Consider the following 17,333-nt stretch of genomic DNA (forward strand, 5'->3'; position numbering starts at 1 on the left):
CAGGAGATTAATCCTCCGAAATCTCTTTTGTCAAATCGAATTTCCCGTGAAATAGCAGCTCGCCATGGTGATGTAGTTGATAGTTGAATGAACTCATATCATCGGCCAGTTCAACCACCCAAACAGAACCCTCGGAGCGAGGATGAACGTTCACAGTGTAGTCGTCGGCAGGGAATTCCTGGCGGAATGGGGTTCCCTTATCGTTTGCGTAACCACCGTAAAGGGTCAAATCTTCTGGAGTACCATCCTCATGCCTGTGATCATGGCGGAATCGGAGCCTACCATCTTCAACGATAAACATCCACGTTCTCGATTTATTCTCGCCCACATGGAATGGGATATGTATCTCCTGATTGTCGCAGCGAGTAACAAACATTTTAAACGGTAGGTGAGCCCAGCTCTCGCGGCCTTCCTTCATGTACACCTCTTGGCCTGCAAACGATTTGCCGCAAAGCGATAGCAGCTTCTGGTAAAATGCGGCTGAGTTCTCATCTGCTAGGCTTAATGCCGATTTTGATGATTTTTCGTCTGATTGCTTTGAACTCGGAGAACCGCACGAAACGCTCATTAGGGCGATGGCAATGATGATAAAATAGTTTCTCATAAGATTTTGATGTTTGGTTATTTAGTCTCTTCAGGTATAATTTTTCCTGTGGATACCAGATGCTTTAGCACCCAACGTAGCTCATTGTATGAGTACTCGTCGCCAAGTGCCTCCTTGGCAGGGGTAAGGTGCGTATCATCGGTATTTAAAAAGTACTGGCTGATGGTTTCAATTTTTTCTGGGGCAACAAGTTCATCAACGGATATCTCTCCCGAGTCGATGTAGCGCGTTAGGTGATTGGCAATGGTTGATTCGGCCATATCACGTTCTGTGGCAATTTGCACAATGTTTTTGCCCTGCTTAAATAGGCCAAACGAAACCTCCCATGACTTGGGCTTTATCGCCTTTTCATTATCTTCAAATATATCTATTTCAGGGGTTTCCAATCCTTTCTCGTCCCTGTACTCTCTAATGATATCGATGATGTCGTTGCCGAACTCCGCTATTTTCTTCACCCCTAAACCTTTGATTGGTTTTAGCAGCAACTTATGGTAGGGTAGCCGATTTACAATATCGTATAGGGTGCTTTGCCTAAGTATTCTGTATATTTTTACCCCACGCTCATCGGCTGCTGCCTGACGCCATAGGCGGAGCTTCTCGAAAAGTTCAGGATGCTCAATGTCTATAGCTTCTTTTTGTGCTTTGGCTTTTTTCTTCCCAAGGTCATCAACTGCTGCTTTGCCCCTTACCTCAAGTAGCTTCGAAAGGTCGAAGCCTGATTCGCAGGCTTTAAGGCAGGTAATCTTTTCGGCTATGGCTTTAGCAATTCGTCCGAATTGCTCCTTGGCCTTGCTCTCCAGCTCGAGGCTATCGGACTCGTACGAAGTATTGCTGAATGCTTGCAAGTAGTCATCGTCGAGTTTCGGCACAAAGTAGACAACTGCCTTTACAATGCGCTCCTGTAGCAAAGGGTTCTTTTGCACGTGCTGGTGCTCGGTTATCAGTTTATCCACCTGATGGCAGAACTTGGTGGCAACATCAAATATATCTGCCTTAAAATGATGGCTAAGGCTGGATAGTTTTTCGCCTAGCTTTGGTGGAAAGCTGCTTGAATTATCTCGTACTAGGCGTTGGGTAAAGTCAATCGATTTTTGGATTTGCATAAAATCGAAAAGTTCTAGCACCAAATCTCGTTGGTACTCCAGCTGCGCTGCGGTGAGCTGCGATTGGGTGGGCTGGTTATTCTCCACCTCACGGGTAAAACCGGTAATGGTTTTATCGCTAATAATGGCATTGGTATTTACTTTGGAGCTCAGTACCAGTCCATCGAGCGAGCGGCAACGGCTCAGCGCCACGTAAACCTGTCCGTGGGCAAAAGCGGCTTGGGCATCTATTATAGCCCTATCGAATGTTAGCCCCTGGCTTTTGTGTATGGTTATGGCCCACGCCAGCTTAAGTGGGTACTGCATAAACTCACCGGTAACATTCTCCTTAATCTCCTTAGTATCGGGGTCGATGGTGTAGTTTGTGTTTTCCCACTCCAATGGTGTAACCAGAATGGGCGAGGGGTCACTTGGGCACTGCACGTATATTCCCTCTTCGTCAATATCTTCAACCGTTCCAATCTTTCCGTTGAAGAAGAGTTTCTCGTAGGTGGGATCGTTTTTAACAAACATCACCTGGGCACCTACCTTAAGCGTTAGCTCATAGTCGGTGGGGTAAGCGTGCTCGGGGAAATCGCCTCTTACGGTGGCAGTGAACGTATGGGGTTCGGTTTTAAGCTCTTTGAGCTTGGCCGCATTAATACTATGGGCCTGGTTGTTATGCGTTGTAAGGGTGATGTAACCCTCGTTATCGCTGGGTTTAAAGCTTGGGATATAGCGCTGGTTAAGCAAATTAACATCATTGAGGTTAAGCTCGTTGTTGCGTACTTTGTTTAGCAAGTCGATAAATAGTTGATCGCTTTGGCGGAAAATGTCCCTTAGCTCAATGCTCACAAAGTTGGTTTGCCTTAGCGCTTTGCTGCTGAAGAAAAATACCGTATCGTAGTATTCGCGAAGGATTGCCCACTCATCGTCCTTAGCTATAGGTGCAAGCTGTTGTAGGTCGCCAATCATGAGTAGCTGAACGCCCCCAAAGGGTTTGTTGCGGTTTTTAAATCGACGCAAAACCGAATCGATACCATCGAGCAGGTCGGCTCGTACCATACTAACCTCATCGATAACCAGTAGGTCTAGGCTTTTTATTATGTTAATTTTTACCTTGCTGAACCGCTGTATTCTTGAACTATCCCTATTTCCACTATTAGAAGCTGAGAATGGCAACTGAGGCCCAAACGAAAGCTGAAAGAATGAGTGAATGGTAACACCACCAGCATTAATGGCCGCAACACCAGTTGGTGCCACCACAACCATCCGTTTTGCGGTTTGGGTCTTAAGATTGTGCAAAAAAGTAGTTTTACCCGTACCCGCCTTTCCGGTAAGAAAAATGTTTTTGCCTGTTGTTTCCACAAAATCGAGGGCAAGCTGCAGCTGAGGGGTAACCGTTATATCCATTTAACAATTTGGTTGCTGAACTGTTATTGATTTTTAGTTAGATATAAATTTTGATAAAGATAATTTAAACTTATATGCCAGCCAAAACAGGCTATTCACAATTTTTCTTTTCCATTGGTGTTTTTAAAAATCGACACTTGGAATATTCTAAATACCAGCAGATTAATGCGATAGTGTTTCGAAAAATTTTAAAGATTGGTTTTTTTTACTTAGGTTTGCAACCTCAAAAACAATTTCAACTATGGGAAACGCTTTGAGTCAGGTAATTTATCGTAACCACTACTTCCTTGGCTTTTGGCATCTGTTGATAAAACAGTAACCACTTACCCATCAATTATCCCTTTCTTAAAATCAGCTAACCCTAGACATTAGCCTAGAGAATAGGGCAACTTGCAAATTTTTCAAAATCAAAATAACAATTAACAATTAAAAACAAGAACTATGAGAGGACATCCAAAAGCCCTTTACTATCTGTTTTTTGCAGAGCTATGGGAGCGATTTAGCTACTACGGTATGCGTGCACTTTTAGTGCTATACGTGGTACAAAGGCTATATGCCGACATGATTAGCGCCGAGGCCGATGCATTAGGCTACGGTATTTACGCTGCCTTTGGCGCGTTGGTTTATGCTACTCCTGTGTTGGGTGGTATGATTGCCGATAAATTCTTAGGGTATCGTAAGGCTATTATGACAGGTGGTGTGATGATGGCCATCGGGTTGTTTATGATGACCATTGAGACCCCAGTATTGTTTTTTGGTGGATTAGGTTTCCTTGTTGCAGGCAATGGCTTGTTTAAGCCAAATATCTCATCGATGGTGGGTAGCCTATACGAACCAGGCGATCCGCGCAGGGATGCAGGTTTCACCATTTTTTACATGGGTATCAACATTGGCGCATGGCTATCGCCGCTTGCCTGTGGTTGGGTTGCTTACCAGTGGGGCTGGTCCTACGGTTTTGGCCTTGCCGGTGTAGGTATGTTGCTAGGACTAGCAGTATTCCAGATAGGTATTAAGAACGGAACATTTACCGATAAAGGATTGCCCCCGCAAACCGAGGAGGCCAAAAGAAAAATTGCCGGATTTAGTATGCCTGCTATCTCTACAATCCTTTCAATTGTTGCAGTTCCAATACTCGCCATGCTTATTTGGAAAAGTGAACTTGCTGGTTACCTACTATACACCGTTTTGGCAGTTGTGGTTTTTGTAGTAGGTAAATCGTTTATTGAGATTACACGGGTTGAGCGCGAAAAGATTATTGCCATATTTATACTTGCCATTTTCAGCACAATCTTTTGGTCGTTCTTTGAGCAGGCTGGTAGCACCATCACCCTATACGCAGAGCGTAATGTTGATTTGGTGTTTATGAATGCCGCTCAAACCAATATGATTAATCCCTTCTTCATCATTACACTAGCTATTCCCTTCTCAATGATATGGGCATGGCTTTCAACTCGTAAGATGAACCCATTTACCCCATTCAAGTTTGCCTACGGTTTGGCTCAGGTAGGTTTGGGTTTTCTAATCTTTGCCTACGGTGCGCGTTTTGCGTCAGAAACTGGTCATGTGCCGCTCATCTTCCTAATTATCGGTTACTTCTTTATCACCACAGGTGAACTGTTTATTAGTCCAATTGGGCTTTCGGTGGTAACTCGTCTGTCGCCTGCCAAAGTGGTAAGTTTCATGATGGGGGTATGGTTCCTGTCTATGTCGTTTGCACACTACATCGCAGGGATTATTGCCAAGCTAACCACTCAGGATGTTGCAGGAAACGGCGGATTGCTTGAGCGTATTACCATGAAGGTTACAGGACTCTCACCCGATGGAATTGCAGAGTTGGGAGGTGGGTTCAGAACCCTTCTTTCGTACTCTCACGTATTCTCTACCATTGCCATTGTGGCGTTTGGTGTTGCCCTTCTTGCGCTACTTACAGCTCCTCTTATCAGGAGGCTTATGCACGGCGAACATTAGGAATATTAACAATATTTTTTTAAGGAGGGGCTTTGGTCCCTCCTTTTTTTCACATTCCTTTTAGCTACTTTTAACGTATAGCAATACGTTGGCTGTTTTACAAAAAGATGTATTTTTAACATCAGTATAAAAATTAAACGTTATGCGTAAAAGAGATATTCTACTGTTAGTTCTTATCGGGTTGCTAGGCTTTGAATCGTGCAAATGTACTAGAGATAAAGTGCCGCTCGATGAAATTGATTTGGAGATTGAGGTGAGGCGTTTTGATAGAGACCTATTCGCTATTCGTAATGATAGCCTTGAGAATGAGATTGCGATGATAAGAGCCAGCTATGAGGGGTTTCTTGATCTTTTCTCGGAGGGCATAATTGGAATTGGAAACCCCGATGCGCCAGACTATCCAGATTATCTCCTGAGCTTTTTAACCGATAATATGGTGCAAGATACCTACCATGAAGTGCAACAGATATTTGCTAATATCGAATGGCTAAACAGCCAGCTAACCAATGCGTTTAAGCGGTATTCATACTACCTGCCCGAGAAGCAGGTGCCTAAGGTATATGGTTTTATATCCGGATTTAATAACTCCATAGTTATTGCTGATAGTACCCTTGCAGTAGGGTTCGATCGCTACTTGGGAAGGGATTGCGAATTCTATCCAATGCTTGGTATCCCTAAGTACTTGCAGTACAATATGCATCCCCAAAAGATTCCTTCGGATATGGTTCGCGCATGGCTTTTTAGTGAGTATCAGTTCAACGATTCCATCGATAATCTGGTTAACAATATGATATACGAGGGTAGCCTGATGTACGCCACAAAAAAATTGCTACACAATGAGCCCGATAGCCTAATATTTGGATTTACCCCCGAGCAAATGAAGTGGTGCCGTAATAATGAATCGCACATGTGGGCGTATTTGGTAGAGCACAAGATGCTTTTTACAACCGATAATTTTGTTATAAACCAGTTTGTTAGTGGAGCCCCATTTACAAAGGGTTTTCCACCCGAATCGCCTGGCAAAGCAGCTGTTTGGCTGGGGTACCGTATAGTAACCCGATTTATGGATAGGAACAAGGACTATACGCTCGATATGCTGATGAACGAGAAGGATTACCAGAGCATTCTTAGCCGAGCACGGTATAATCCATAGCTTTTGAGGATATTACAATTAAAAAACTCGCCGTGGAGAAATCCTTTCGGCGAGTTTTTTTTGTTTAGGCTGGAGTATAAAATCGTTATGTTATTTTCCGATTTACACCCCATAGATGGGAAACGAATCTAAAAGGTTGCGTGGTTAGTAAAAAACAAGTCACATTTTTTTTAGATAGTTAAATACCTTATAAGTCGTAACCCAAAAATTCCTATATGTTTATGGTAACTGTTTTAGTCTCGCCCTTTTTTATGGTGATTGCTGCATTACCTAGTATAATATCATTTTGACCAAATACACCAAAGTAAAGAGTTGTTTGGGTATCAATTGTGTTTAAATCGAATGTTTCTTGTAGTTCAAAGGTTGCAATACCATCGCTTTCAGTTACTACTGATTTACGTGAATGAAACGGTTTAAAAAAACTTGTGGTGGGACCAGTTTGCTCTGTAAACATGTAAACTGTAACTCCCGACTGAGCAACTCCACCTTGTTTCACTTCAACCTTTGCAATTGCACCAACATTGTCATCTTTACCGCATGAAGATGCAATAAGAACTAATGAGAAAATTGAAAATAGAAAATATAGCCTTTTCATAAATACTATAAAATATTAAATCCTACTCTTATGGCTTTTCGGTTACGCCCCGTTTAGTTGGTATCTGGACTCCAATAATTTGTTATGTAGATGAAATACACTTTTGGAATTAGGTTTAATTCCAGAGGCATCACTTTTTCAGATCCTAAGAGATGAAATTGGTTTAAAGAATGGTTAGTACTTCCGCAACCGCTCCATTTCGCGTTTCGAGTCTTTCTTTTTCAAATCCTCTCGCTTATCGTGCATCTTTTTACCTCGGGCAAGGCCAATATCAACCTTGGCTAGCCCCTTGGGGTTAACGAATAGCTTTAGGGCAACAATGGTTAGCCCTTTTTCCTGGGAGCTGCGGAACAGCTTGCGGAGCTCGGTGCGGTTAAGTAGCAGCTTGCGTTCGCGCTTGGGTTCGTGGTTGTTGTAGGTGCCAAAGCTGTACTCGGCAATATGCATCCCCGTGAGCCAAAGCTCACCATTAATAAACTTGCAATAGGCATCCACCATGCTGGCTTTGCTTTGCCTAATCGACTTTATCTCGGTTCCCGTAAGCACAATTCCAGCAGTGTAGGTTTCCAGTATCTCGTACTGGAAGTAAGCCTTCTTGTTCTTTATTGATATCTTGGTTTGCGTTGCCATTTACTGTTTAAAGATGAACAGGTATACTAAAGATTATCACCAGCACCATTTCTAAGATGAAAATAATTAGGGCGAAAATCAGCAGCGAAATTAGTAAAAATCCGGGAACTCTCTCCTTAGGTACTCCCGAAAGCCCAACAAACGCATAGTATAAATATACAACTCCAACGGCGCTAAGAAAATAGAGTATTACCTGTGCCGTGGCTATAAGGTAGGTTAGGCTCGAGAATAGTACCAAAAACGATGCGCTTACCGGGACTATTACTAGCGTTTTATCAAATGGGAGGTTGCCCTTAAAGCCTTTAGAGAGCTTGCTGATTGCATAGCTTGCAAAGTAAAGGCTTAGCATCCATTTAATTGAGGTGAATCCGAAGTACCTAAAAGCTAAGTTTGCCGATTCATTGTGGTGTACAACAATTCCACCTAGGCTTAGCAAGCCTGCAATGATAGACAAAAGGATTATTATTCTGCCACCTATGCTTTTACTTTCACCAATGGGTTTATCCAGAACCTCCCAACCAGTTCTAGGCGATTTTAGAATCGATGAAAAAATATTGAATACCATATGGTTGTTCATATTGCTTATGAGTATGCAAAAATAGCTAATTTTACGGCAAATAGCAGATATAATTGATATGAGCACGTTCGATTGGAATCCCAATAGATATAACCTAATAACCATACTTGGCCCCACAGCAGGAGGTAAAACTAGCGTAGCAACCCATTTGGCATACGCCATAGGTGGCGAGGTGATAAGTGGCGACTCGCGACAGCTTTACCGCGGAATGGATTTGGGCACAGGTAAGGATTTGCACGATTACGTGGTGGATGGAAAGCAGATTCCCCATCATCTTATCGATATTGCCAATGCTGGCTATAAGTTTAATGTTTACGAGTATCAAACCCATTTTCTTAATGCATACAGCGATATTGTGAGCAGGGGGGTAACACCCATTCTTTGCGGTGGCTCGGGACTTTATATCGAGGCGGCTATTCGTGGGTATAGATTGATTGAAGTACCAGAGAACCCTGAGCTGCGCGCCGAGCTGGCCACCAAATCGCATGAAGAACTGGAGCAAATGCTGGCATCGATGAAGAAGCTACACAACCATACCGATACCGATACAAGAAAAAGGTTGGTGAGGGCTATTGAGATAGAGCTGCACTACGCTAACGCACCTGCCAAGGATTATGAGTACCCCGAGCTTAACAATATCATTTTTGGCGTTCGATTTCCTCGCCTACAGCAACGACAGCGGATTACCGATAGGTTAAGACAACGCCTTACTGAGGGGATGATTGATGAGGTGAAACAGCTACTTGAGAGCGGCGTGAAACCCGATGATTTGATGTACTATGGGCTGGAGTACAAATGGCTAACGCAATACATTCTGGGCGATATAACGCACGAAGAGATGTTTAATGGGCTAAACACAGCCATCCATCAGTTTGCCAAGCGGCAAATGACCTGGTTTCGCCGAATGGAGCGAAATGGGCTAACAATCCATTGGATTGATGGGAATTTCACTATGGATGAGAAGTTGGAATTTGTTTTTCACACACTGAAAAATTATAAGGAATGATTGGTTGATTGACTTCCTGGTTTTTGCAGTAATGGTTGATTGATTGCCTCAGCTTGTCTCGAATCTCGTCATCATTTTTAACGAGATGAAGAGGCACAATCAACTTAAACAAATCGATTACCAAGAACTTTGAACTTTAAACTCTAAACTTTAAACTTTAAACTATTTTATAACCCCCCAATAAACCGAACGCTACTGGCCTTAAACGATACCCAAACCTGTGAACCGATTTCAAACCCTAGCTTTTGGATCGATTCCCGGGTAACCAGCGAGTACACGTTTACGCCAATATCTACAACAACCTCAACACCAAAACGCTGAGGATAAATATCAATTACTTTTCCAACAAAAACGTTCTGCGAACTCGAATCAGTTGTAGACTTGCTAATACTTACACCATTCTCAGGAAACGTTATGTAGCCCTCATCATCAGCATTGCCTAGTAAGTTTATTGCGATTTGTTCCCCAATGGTAACCTCTGCTAAATCCTGATTCTTTTTCGATACTGCGTTGACTCTAAAGAAGTTCTTAATCCCCCCAAACCCAGCAACAAAAGATGACGCTGGTTTGCTAAAGACCTCCTGCGGTGTTCCCGTTTGCTCAATAATACCATTATTCATGACAGCAATGCGGTGCGCCAGCGCAATGGCCTCTTCGTAATCGTGGGTTACATGGATTATGGTTTGTCCCTTACGGTTAATCTCACGGAGTAGCTTTCTGATTTCGGCTCTGCGCTCCACATCGAGCGAGGAGAGGGGCTCGTCGAGCAGAAGCACATCGGGCTTGGTAACCAGCGTGCGGGCAAGGGCAACCCGTTGCTGTTCACCACCCGAGAGGGTGGTTGTGCTTCGCCTTAGCAGATGTTCAATGGAAAGGCTTTGCGCAGCCTCAATAACCAAGCGGTTAATCTCCCTTTTTTTTAACCCCTTACTATGGAGAGGGTAAGCAATATTGTGCCGTACCGATAGGTGCGGAAAAATGGCCAAATCCTGAAAAACCAACCCAACATTTCGCTCCTGTATGCGCTTACTATTGAGGTTGATGCCATTAATCTCTATTTCACCCGAGTCGGGTGTTATCAATCCTGCTATAATCTCGAGCACTATGGATTTACCAGCCCCCGATGGTCCCAGTAGTACAAAGTACTCGCCTTTGCTCACCTTAAGCGATACATCCCTAAGGTTAAAAACTCCAAGGGTTTTGTAGATATGGTTTACGTTAAGCATTCTTCCTTCGTTTTATTGCAATTAGCCTTATCGCCACAAAAACTACGAGGCTAATGGCGATGAACAGAACGGCAGCCGGTCGAGCGTATTTCAATCCAAAGGCATTAAACCTATCGAAAATCAGCACCGGCGCAACCATTGGATGGTAGGCCACAATAACCACGGCGCCAAATTCGCTCATTCCACGGGCAAACATCATCACAAGCCCCGATACAATACTTCTCCAAGCCAAGGGTAGCGATATGGTGAAAAACACTCGTGCAGGCGAGGCCCCAAGCACCAGTGCGGCCTTCTCCAATCTTTCGGGAACACCAGCAAAACCATCTCTGGCGGCATTAAGCAGAAACGGAAGGCTTACAAACGCCATGGCGATGGCAATGGCAACTGGACTACCCACCAGGTTAATGCCCATCGATCCGGCAACTTTTCCTATTACCGAATCGCGGCTAATAAAGCCTAGTAGCGCAATACCCGCAGCAGAGTGAGGGATAACGATAGGTAGATCGATTATCCCAAGTACAACATTTTTAAGTGGGAAGTTGTGCCTTGCCAGCATGTAGGCTAGGGGGATGGCCAGAACAGAGAATGCCAGCGTGGCGCCCATCGATACCGAAAGGGTGCGCCAAATACTTTGCTGAACCTCTGTGTCGGCTGCGGTATCAACCAAAGAGGCTAGGGGGGTGGCAAAAACCATTCCTAGTAGCGGCGCAACAATAAAAAGCAGCACCAAACCACCCAGAAAGGCAAAGAGAAGTTTTATAGGAGATTTTTGCATTTGCAATTAGTTTTCTTTATCAATTGTAAACACGGAAGCTTATTGTAATAACAACCAATGATTATTGGTTAAACATCAATTATTCAATCATAATTAAAGTTGGCATAAAGCAAATAGCAGTTGGCAAAGCGTAATCAATCCTACCAGAGGCAGTCAGTCAATCAATCAATCAATCAACCTGCCCGCTCTACCTGCCGCATGCCGGTAGGCAGGGTAGACAGGCCACTGGCGGGTCAATCTATCTATACCTCAACCTTATCAATTCCCAATCATTGAACCGATCACCAATTACCCCTGCCTGACTGCCGTCAAGGCAGGCAGGGATCACCGATTACCGATCACCTAAAAACCTACCTACTAACAAGTGGCCATACAAGAGGCATTCCCATCGATTCGATAATCTTTAAGCCCTTATCCTTGTGGGTGTAGAAGTCCAAAAACTTTTTGGCCAGCTCCTTATTGGGAGCATTGTTGGGAATGGTAATTCCGTAAACCATAGGTTCGCCTACAATGGTTAGCGAATCACCTGGAGCCGAGCCCCTAATGGTAACGCTTGCCTGCTTGTAGAACTCCTCATGAGTTGGGTTTCCCAGGTTAACCTCGGTGGGTAATGCAAGGTAGGGCAGATTGTGTTGTACAGCGACCGAACGGTATAGAAATATATAGTCGATAGCCCCCGTCTCAAGCAGTGCGATAAGGTCAACTTCCTTGGGACGAATAAATCGATTATCCTTATTCTCAATAGATTTTGCTAGATTAAGTTGGTTGTAAAAAATTTCTGAAAGCTGTAGGGTAAGGAGCGTGCGGTAACCGCAGGGATCAGCATTGGGGTCGCTACGACCATAATGTACCTCAGGTTTTTGTAAAATTTCGTACCAGTTATCCTTATTTATTTCACTGGCAAACTTCGATTTATTGGTATGGACTAGCGCCATCTCGTTGCCCGCAAATAGAATATTAAACTCGGCATGCTGGGGGATAAGCAGCTGGTCAATAATCTTGTAATCGGCAGATGCCATAATGTCTGCCTTCCGATTAAGCTCAGTAATTTTTCGTGCACACTCAACGCTTCCTGCGGCCTCAAGAAAAAATCTAACATCAGGATTTTCCGCTTTAAAGCTATCGGCAATGGCTTTAATGGGCATGGAGAGGCTACCAGCGTGGAAAATAGTTAGGGTCTGACTATCCCTGCTGGTTGTGCTGCATGAGGTAATTGCAACTAGGAGTGTTGCTAGGATGAAAAGTCTTTTCATAGGTATTGGTTTTGCGATATGTAAAAAAAGCATAACGTAATGAGAAAACAAAGGAAAATCGAAAAATAGTTTTGGAATATTGATCTAATGTAGGAAGCTAATCGTTCACCTTTGCCCAGAATCGACGGGCGGAGTCGTGCATGAGCGTGTCAATCTCGGCTAAAAACGCCTTGTAGGCTTCAATAAGCTTTTTGCCCTCGGCATTCAGGTGAGTGCTTCCGCCATCCTTGCCACCACGGCTTTTATCAACAATGGCAAACCCAAGGTTCTGCTCAATTTCGCGTAGCTTACCCCAGGCGTTACGGTAGCTTATGTCTAGCTTCTCGGCGGCAGCGGTAAGCGATTCTAACTCCTCGATGCTGAGCAGAAGCTCAAATTTTCCATCGCCAACAATATCATCGCCATTGATATTCTCGAGCCAAACCTTATGCTTCAGAAAGATATCGTAGTACTTACTTCCTTTTGTTCCTGCCATAGCCTTTGATGTTTTTTTTGATACAAAGCAAAAGTATGAAATTTAAATGGCTTAGCCCCTCAACAAGTAAACCTTTTCCATTCTACTCAGAAATGTTCTCGTGCCTCCGCCCTCTGCAATTCTACTTAAAACCTCATCGTCGTGGGGTTTAAATCTGGCTCCAAATAGTCCGCAAACTTCACTATGCATATCCATAACATCGGCAGTTAGTGGGGTAGATGGCCCCAGCATGAATACATTGGATTTACTTGTGGTGAACCCCATAATACGCTGAAATGTTCCGTTTGCCAGAGTTGTTGAAGTAAGTATAACGCCATCGGAATTACTAATCGCTTCCTTTTGATTTTCTATTGGCTCCACGGGTACTTCCTGCTCGTTAAGGTCGAAGATGGTGATCTTTAATCCTTTATCCACAAATTTTTGGACAAGTGAACCAAAATACCCAACCATCACCAAGCTTTTATAGGATGCAAAGTCTATGGCTTCAAATATATCGGCTTTCCCATTAATGCATTCGCTATAGTTTTGGTTTGCGTTAATCCAGGCATTGACTACTATTCGATGTTCGTATATAGTGAAGTCTGGATTTTCAAGAATTTTTTTGAAAGGTGTGTTGATGCTGTGCATAAGTGTGGCACTAACCCCAATACTACCGTTGGTAAGCATTATACCCACATATTTTTGTCCAACGGCAAATTGTTTCACCAAATTTTCACGGTATGGAAATTTGTGGAAAAGCTCAAATAGCGTATCGTTCACTGCTGTGTTCATAGCATTTTAATTATTGTATTATCTTTTTATGATATAGATATACTGGGTTTTATGGTGTTTTGTTTGGCTTTTTCTTGTTAAGGGTAACGCTCTGTTAAATATGGTAAAATGATAACTAATTCCGACTAAATTTAGTTATATTTGTTATAAACGCACCATATTATAAAATGTATATCTCCGAATTCAACATACAGCAGCTGCTCGATAGGCTAAACTATAGCATGACCAAGAAAGAGGTACTGGGCTTGGCCAAAGCATTTGCTGATGAGAAACTTGATTTAGATCTACTAATTTCGCGATCATGCTGTGAGGATAGCGCTTTGGCTTTCCACTCGGCTTGGGTTCTCGAGAATATTTTACTTCTGAAAGATGACGCGCTCGATTACTACCTGCCAAAAATTATTGAACTTTTACCGCGAGTGAAAAGCCCTAGCGTTAGGAGGCATTTTGCAAAACTTATTGCCATTGGTGTTCGGCGGGTTGTAGAGAAGAAAGCATCTAAAGCATGTGAGCGTGAACTATGGACCACTGACTTGGAACCACTCGAGGAGGTGTGCTTTAAATGGTTTGTAGAGGAGAGCACCAGACCAGCAGTAAAAGCCCATTGCCTTGAAATCCTCTATCTACTTTCGACCCGTGAGAAATGGATTGCTGAGGAACTCCCCACAATTATTGAAAATCAAATGGCTTACGGATCTCCAGGCTTAAAAGCCAAGGGTAGGGCAATTCTCAAACTCTTACGGTAGATCTCCTAAATAATAGTTACACCTTCCTTTGCAATTACTCCTGTACGATCATGCCCATCAACAATTGACTGTAGTTGGTTCGAGACCCTTACGTGCCTTACCATGCTTGATTCGAAAACAGCGGGTAAGCTCGACAGGTATTGATAATCGATGAAACCCTCATGCATATATTCGTTCACAGTGATGTAGGTCACTTTAAAGGAGGTGAGATTTTGGAAAAAATGTGTACCCTGGCTGGGGTCAATCTTGTAGTTGTCCTGCCCAGCCTCCACAATAATCTTGGCAGCCGATATTTGCGGCCACTTAACGGGTATGCCTAGCCAGCTATCGCTCGAACCCCAGCGCCCTGGGCCGATTAGAATGTAGTTGCACTCTTTTCTAATGAACCTATGATTTATCCTTTCCAACTCCTGAGCAATCTCTATCGTTTTGGCTGGGTCAAACGCTTCGGCCTTTATGTATACAATATCCTGTATTTCGTTGAAAATTCCATTGCCTAATGCCGATGGGGAGTAAAGCAGCAACTTGTCCTTTGCAATGGAGTTAAGATCAACATTAATCAAATCGCGATTTTGAACTATTGGTCTAATCTGCAGCATGCTAAAAACCTTGGGTTTACCGGCCGGTGGATTAAGATCCACTGCGAATTCTATCTCCACGGGGTTGTTCATCTCATGCTGGCCAAGCTCTAGGATATCTTTTACTATTTCGGGAAGTGGGAATTGTTTGTGCTTAAGTATTCCAGCAAAGGTAATAAGGAGTGTACCCTTCCCATTAAACCCGTCGCTAATGCTTTGGTTCTCATGATCGAATGTTGAGCCTGCTAGGGTGAGCGTACCATTATCAAAGGCTTCTTTTACATTAACTTCTAGCAGGTTAATGTCATCATCGGTTGAGGGGATAAAGCTGGTGGGTTTTAAGTCGAGGGCATAAAATGTTTTTTGTGTCTCTTTAATAGCCATTTCGGGGGTTGATAGCTGCAACAGCTTTTTGGGGTATTTTGGTGAGAACCTTAACGAGGGTTTTCCCTCAACAACATGCTTGCCAAGTCCCAAAGCAATGCTTGCAATGCCATCAACTGGTTTTTCGGGTTCAATGGGGTAGAAGTTGAGCGAACGTGCAACACCCGAAACATTGGGGTAAAATATCTCCCCATAAGCAGTTCCCGTAACCTCCTGCAGCACTATGGCCATACGCTCCTCGCTAATCACATTATGGGTGGCCTCCATATAGCTCTTGCTCTCGCTGTAGTATACCGAAGCGTAAACACACTTTATGGCTTGGCTTAACAGATCCAGCATCTGGTTGGCGTTTCCAGCTACATTGGGAATCATGTAAGTTTTGTAGATCCCTGCAAATGGTTGGTAGTGCGAGTCCTCGAGAAGGCTCGATGAGCGAATGGCTATGGGATTTCGGGCTACAGCTATAAATGCATAAAGATCTTTGTGTATGCGGTTTGGTAGCGATGCGTTTAAGAAATGCCTTAGTATCTCATCGTTGTTGGCTTTGGAGAGGGCAATGCTATACAGGTTGTTGCTCTCCATAAACTCGTCAAACACATCGGTACAAATTACCACCGTTCTGGGTATGGTTATTACCGTACCGTCGTACTTATGCATAAGGTAGCTGCGCTTAATAACCTGATCGATGAAGGCTAAGCCACGGCCCTTGCCACCTAGCGATCCATCGCCAATGCGCGAAAAGATTTGGTACTCATCGTAGCTCTCGCGGTAAAACTTGGCTATTATCCCTCGGCCTTTATTCTGCCTGTACCTATCGATGGTGTCAAAGATAAACCGCCTTACGTCGTCCAGATTACTAAAATCATCGGGGGTGATGTATTTAAAGATATCGGCTATGGGGAAAAGCGCTCGGGCAGTTAACCACTTGGAAAAATGGTTGCGCTCGATATGGTAGGCCAACGACTCGTCGGGGACTTGAAAAATTATCTCCTGCAATGCTTTTAGGTCAGGTGCTCTAAATATTTCACGACCAGTTTCAGGTTCAACGAAAACAAAATCGCCAAAGGCAAAGTATTTCACCACAAAGTCATGAAGCTCTAGCGAAAGGGTTTTGGAGTACTTGTGAATAAACCCAACCTTTAGCTGCTTAGCTATTAGCTGGTTATTTATATCGGACGATTGAAGCAGTATGGGCATAAAGGGGTTATCGGCTTTTATCATATCCACAAGCTTAACGCCAGCTCGCTCAAGCATTTTTCCCTTATGAGGATAGCTCATATCGGTTATTACCCCAAGCATGTTGTGCTTATACCTTTCGTAAAGTATCTCTGCCTGGTCGTAGCTTCGCGCCAGTAAAATTTTGGGTCGGCCCCGCATACGGAGCATTTTTTGGTGTTCGTTTAGGCCTTCGGTCATAAACTCCTTACTCTGCGTAAGGATAATACGGTAAAGGCTTGGTAGGTATGCTGAGTAGTACCTAACGGAGTCTTCTACCAGAAGAATTACCTGTACGCCAACCTCATTTACATCATGCTCGGCGTTCATACTATCCTCAATAAGCTTAATTATGGCAAGCATTATTTGCGCATTGCCAAGCCATGAAAAAACGTAATCGATGGCGCTCAAATCCTCGCGGCTAAGCTTAAGCGAAACCTCTCGCGAAAAGGGGGTAAGCACTACTATAGGTTTTTGAGGATACTTCTCCTTAATCTGCTTTGCGAGGCTAAAGGGATCCATCCCCTCAATATTAAGCATTGTGATGATTAGATCGATGGGTTTGCTCTCGAGCATGCCAAAGGCCTCGGAGGCAGAGCTGACTTGAAAAAACTTGGGCGGATACCGCAGGTTTAGCGTAACGTACTCGTTAAATATTTGTTCCTCAATACGACCGTCCTCCTCGAGCAGAAATGCATCGTACTTACTGCAGATAAGCAAGACGTTTAAAATTCTTCGCTTCATTAGCAGATCAAAAGCAGTCTCTGCAAAATAGTATTTTCCTGTGTCGCTGTCGGGTGTTTTTGGAACCATCTAAAAAGTTGATGTTTAGTTACGTTTTTTCATTATGTGGGCATTATCTTAATTAATACAAATGCTATG

Annotated in this window: 15 protein-coding genes; 4 read left to right on the forward strand and 11 right to left on the reverse strand. The window is 43.6% G+C overall.

Annotated features, from left to right (window positions below; genetic code table 11):
• Positions 1-7 precede the first annotated feature (7 nt).
• On the reverse strand, positions 8-604 hold the full coding sequence (locus tag G8O23_RS05980) for a hypothetical protein (RefSeq protein WP_166362789.1): 597 nt from the start codon (positions 602-604) through the stop codon (positions 8-10).
• Between the two features lie 17 nt (positions 605-621).
• Positions 622-3,099 carry a helix-turn-helix domain-containing protein gene (locus G8O23_RS05985; protein WP_166362791.1) on the reverse strand — a complete coding sequence of 826 codons (2,478 nt, stop codon included), beginning with the start codon at positions 3,097-3,099 and terminating at the stop codon, positions 622-624.
• Between the two features lie 441 nt (positions 3,100-3,540).
• Here G8O23_RS05985 and G8O23_RS05990 point away from each other — a divergent pair, with 441 nt between their 5' ends.
• Together G8O23_RS05990 and gldB are read left to right on the forward strand one after the other, a co-directional pair.
• Positions 3,541-5,067 carry a peptide MFS transporter gene (locus tag G8O23_RS05990; protein WP_166362793.1) on the forward strand — a complete coding sequence of 509 codons (1,527 nt, stop codon included), beginning with the start codon at positions 3,541-3,543 and terminating at the stop codon, positions 5,065-5,067.
• A gap of 142 nt (positions 5,068-5,209) precedes the next feature.
• The gene (gldB, locus tag G8O23_RS05995; protein ID WP_166362795.1) at positions 5,210-6,220 is read left to right on the forward strand and encodes a gliding motility lipoprotein GldB; all 1,011 of its coding nucleotides are present in this window, start codon (positions 5,210-5,212) and stop codon (positions 6,218-6,220) included.
• Positions 6,221-6,431: 211 nt separating this feature from the next.
• On the opposite strand, the gene G8O23_RS06000 is transcribed toward gldB, so the two are convergent.
• The 3 genes from G8O23_RS06000 to G8O23_RS06010 all read right to left on the reverse strand — a co-directional run bounded on the left by G8O23_RS06000 (position 6,432) and on the right by G8O23_RS06010 (position 8,022).
• Positions 6,432-6,815 carry a hypothetical protein gene (locus G8O23_RS06000; protein ID WP_166362797.1) on the reverse strand — a complete coding sequence of 128 codons (384 nt, stop codon included), beginning with the start codon at positions 6,813-6,815 and terminating at the stop codon, positions 6,432-6,434.
• Positions 6,816-6,989: 174 nt separating this feature from the next.
• Positions 6,990-7,445 carry an SsrA-binding protein SmpB gene (smpB, locus tag G8O23_RS06005; protein WP_166362799.1) on the reverse strand — a complete coding sequence of 152 codons (456 nt, stop codon included), beginning with the start codon at positions 7,443-7,445 and terminating at the stop codon, positions 6,990-6,992.
• Between the two features lie 7 nt (positions 7,446-7,452).
• Positions 7,453-8,022, reverse strand: coding sequence for a hypothetical protein (locus G8O23_RS06010; protein WP_166362801.1), 570 nt, complete (start codon positions 8,020-8,022; stop codon positions 7,453-7,455).
• Positions 8,023-8,080: 58 nt separating this feature from the next.
• Here G8O23_RS06010 and miaA point away from each other — a divergent pair, with 58 nt between their 5' ends.
• Positions 8,081-9,028, forward strand: a complete 948-nt coding sequence (miaA, locus tag G8O23_RS06015; protein ID WP_166362803.1) for a tRNA (adenosine(37)-N6)-dimethylallyltransferase MiaA — start codon at positions 8,081-8,083, stop codon at positions 9,026-9,028.
• A 167-nt stretch (positions 9,029-9,195) separates the two neighbouring features.
• On the opposite strand, the gene G8O23_RS06020 is transcribed toward miaA, so the two are convergent.
• The 5 genes from G8O23_RS06020 to G8O23_RS06040 all read right to left on the reverse strand — a co-directional run bounded on the left by G8O23_RS06020 (position 9,196) and on the right by G8O23_RS06040 (position 13,528).
• Positions 9,196-10,254 (reverse strand): ABC transporter ATP-binding protein, encoded by a 1,059-nt coding sequence (locus tag G8O23_RS06020; RefSeq protein ID WP_166362805.1) that lies wholly within the window; start codon positions 10,252-10,254, stop codon positions 9,196-9,198.
• The gene (locus G8O23_RS06025) at positions 10,247-11,029 is read right to left on the reverse strand and encodes an ABC transporter permease (RefSeq protein ID WP_166362807.1); all 783 of its coding nucleotides are present in this window, start codon (positions 11,027-11,029) and stop codon (positions 10,247-10,249) included. Before G8O23_RS06025 ends, G8O23_RS06020 begins: the two co-directional genes overlap by 8 nt.
• Positions 11,030-11,379: 350 nt before the next feature.
• Positions 11,380-12,282, reverse strand: coding sequence for a tungstate ABC transporter substrate-binding protein WtpA (wtpA, locus tag G8O23_RS06030; protein ID WP_166362809.1), 903 nt, complete (start codon positions 12,280-12,282; stop codon positions 11,380-11,382).
• Positions 12,283-12,379: 97 nt separating this feature from the next.
• The gene (locus tag G8O23_RS06035) at positions 12,380-12,757 is read right to left on the reverse strand and encodes a winged helix-turn-helix domain-containing protein (RefSeq protein ID WP_166362811.1); all 378 of its coding nucleotides are present in this window, start codon (positions 12,755-12,757) and stop codon (positions 12,380-12,382) included.
• Between the two features lie 51 nt (positions 12,758-12,808).
• Entirely contained in the window at positions 12,809-13,528 is a 720-nt protein-coding gene (locus G8O23_RS06040) for a Rossmann-like domain-containing protein (RefSeq protein ID WP_166362813.1), read from the reverse strand.
• A 167-nt stretch (positions 13,529-13,695) separates the two neighbouring features.
• On the opposite strand from G8O23_RS06040, the gene G8O23_RS06045 reads away from it, so the two are divergent.
• Positions 13,696-14,274, forward strand: coding sequence for a hypothetical protein (locus G8O23_RS06045; protein ID WP_166362815.1), 579 nt, complete (start codon positions 13,696-13,698; stop codon positions 14,272-14,274).
• A 5-nt stretch (positions 14,275-14,279) separates the two neighbouring features.
• Here the strand turns inward: G8O23_RS06045 and G8O23_RS06050 are convergent, their stop codons facing one another.
• Positions 14,280-17,264, reverse strand: coding sequence for a PEP/pyruvate-binding domain-containing protein (locus G8O23_RS06050; protein WP_166362817.1), 2,985 nt, complete (start codon positions 17,262-17,264; stop codon positions 14,280-14,282).
• Positions 17,265-17,333: the final 69 nt, after the last annotated feature.

Origin of the sequence: Perlabentimonas gracilis, from assembly GCF_011174675.1 — a bacterium.
In the GTDB taxonomy this organism is placed as follows: Bacteria; Bacteroidota; Bacteroidia; order Bacteroidales; family Tenuifilaceae; genus Perlabentimonas; species Perlabentimonas gracilis.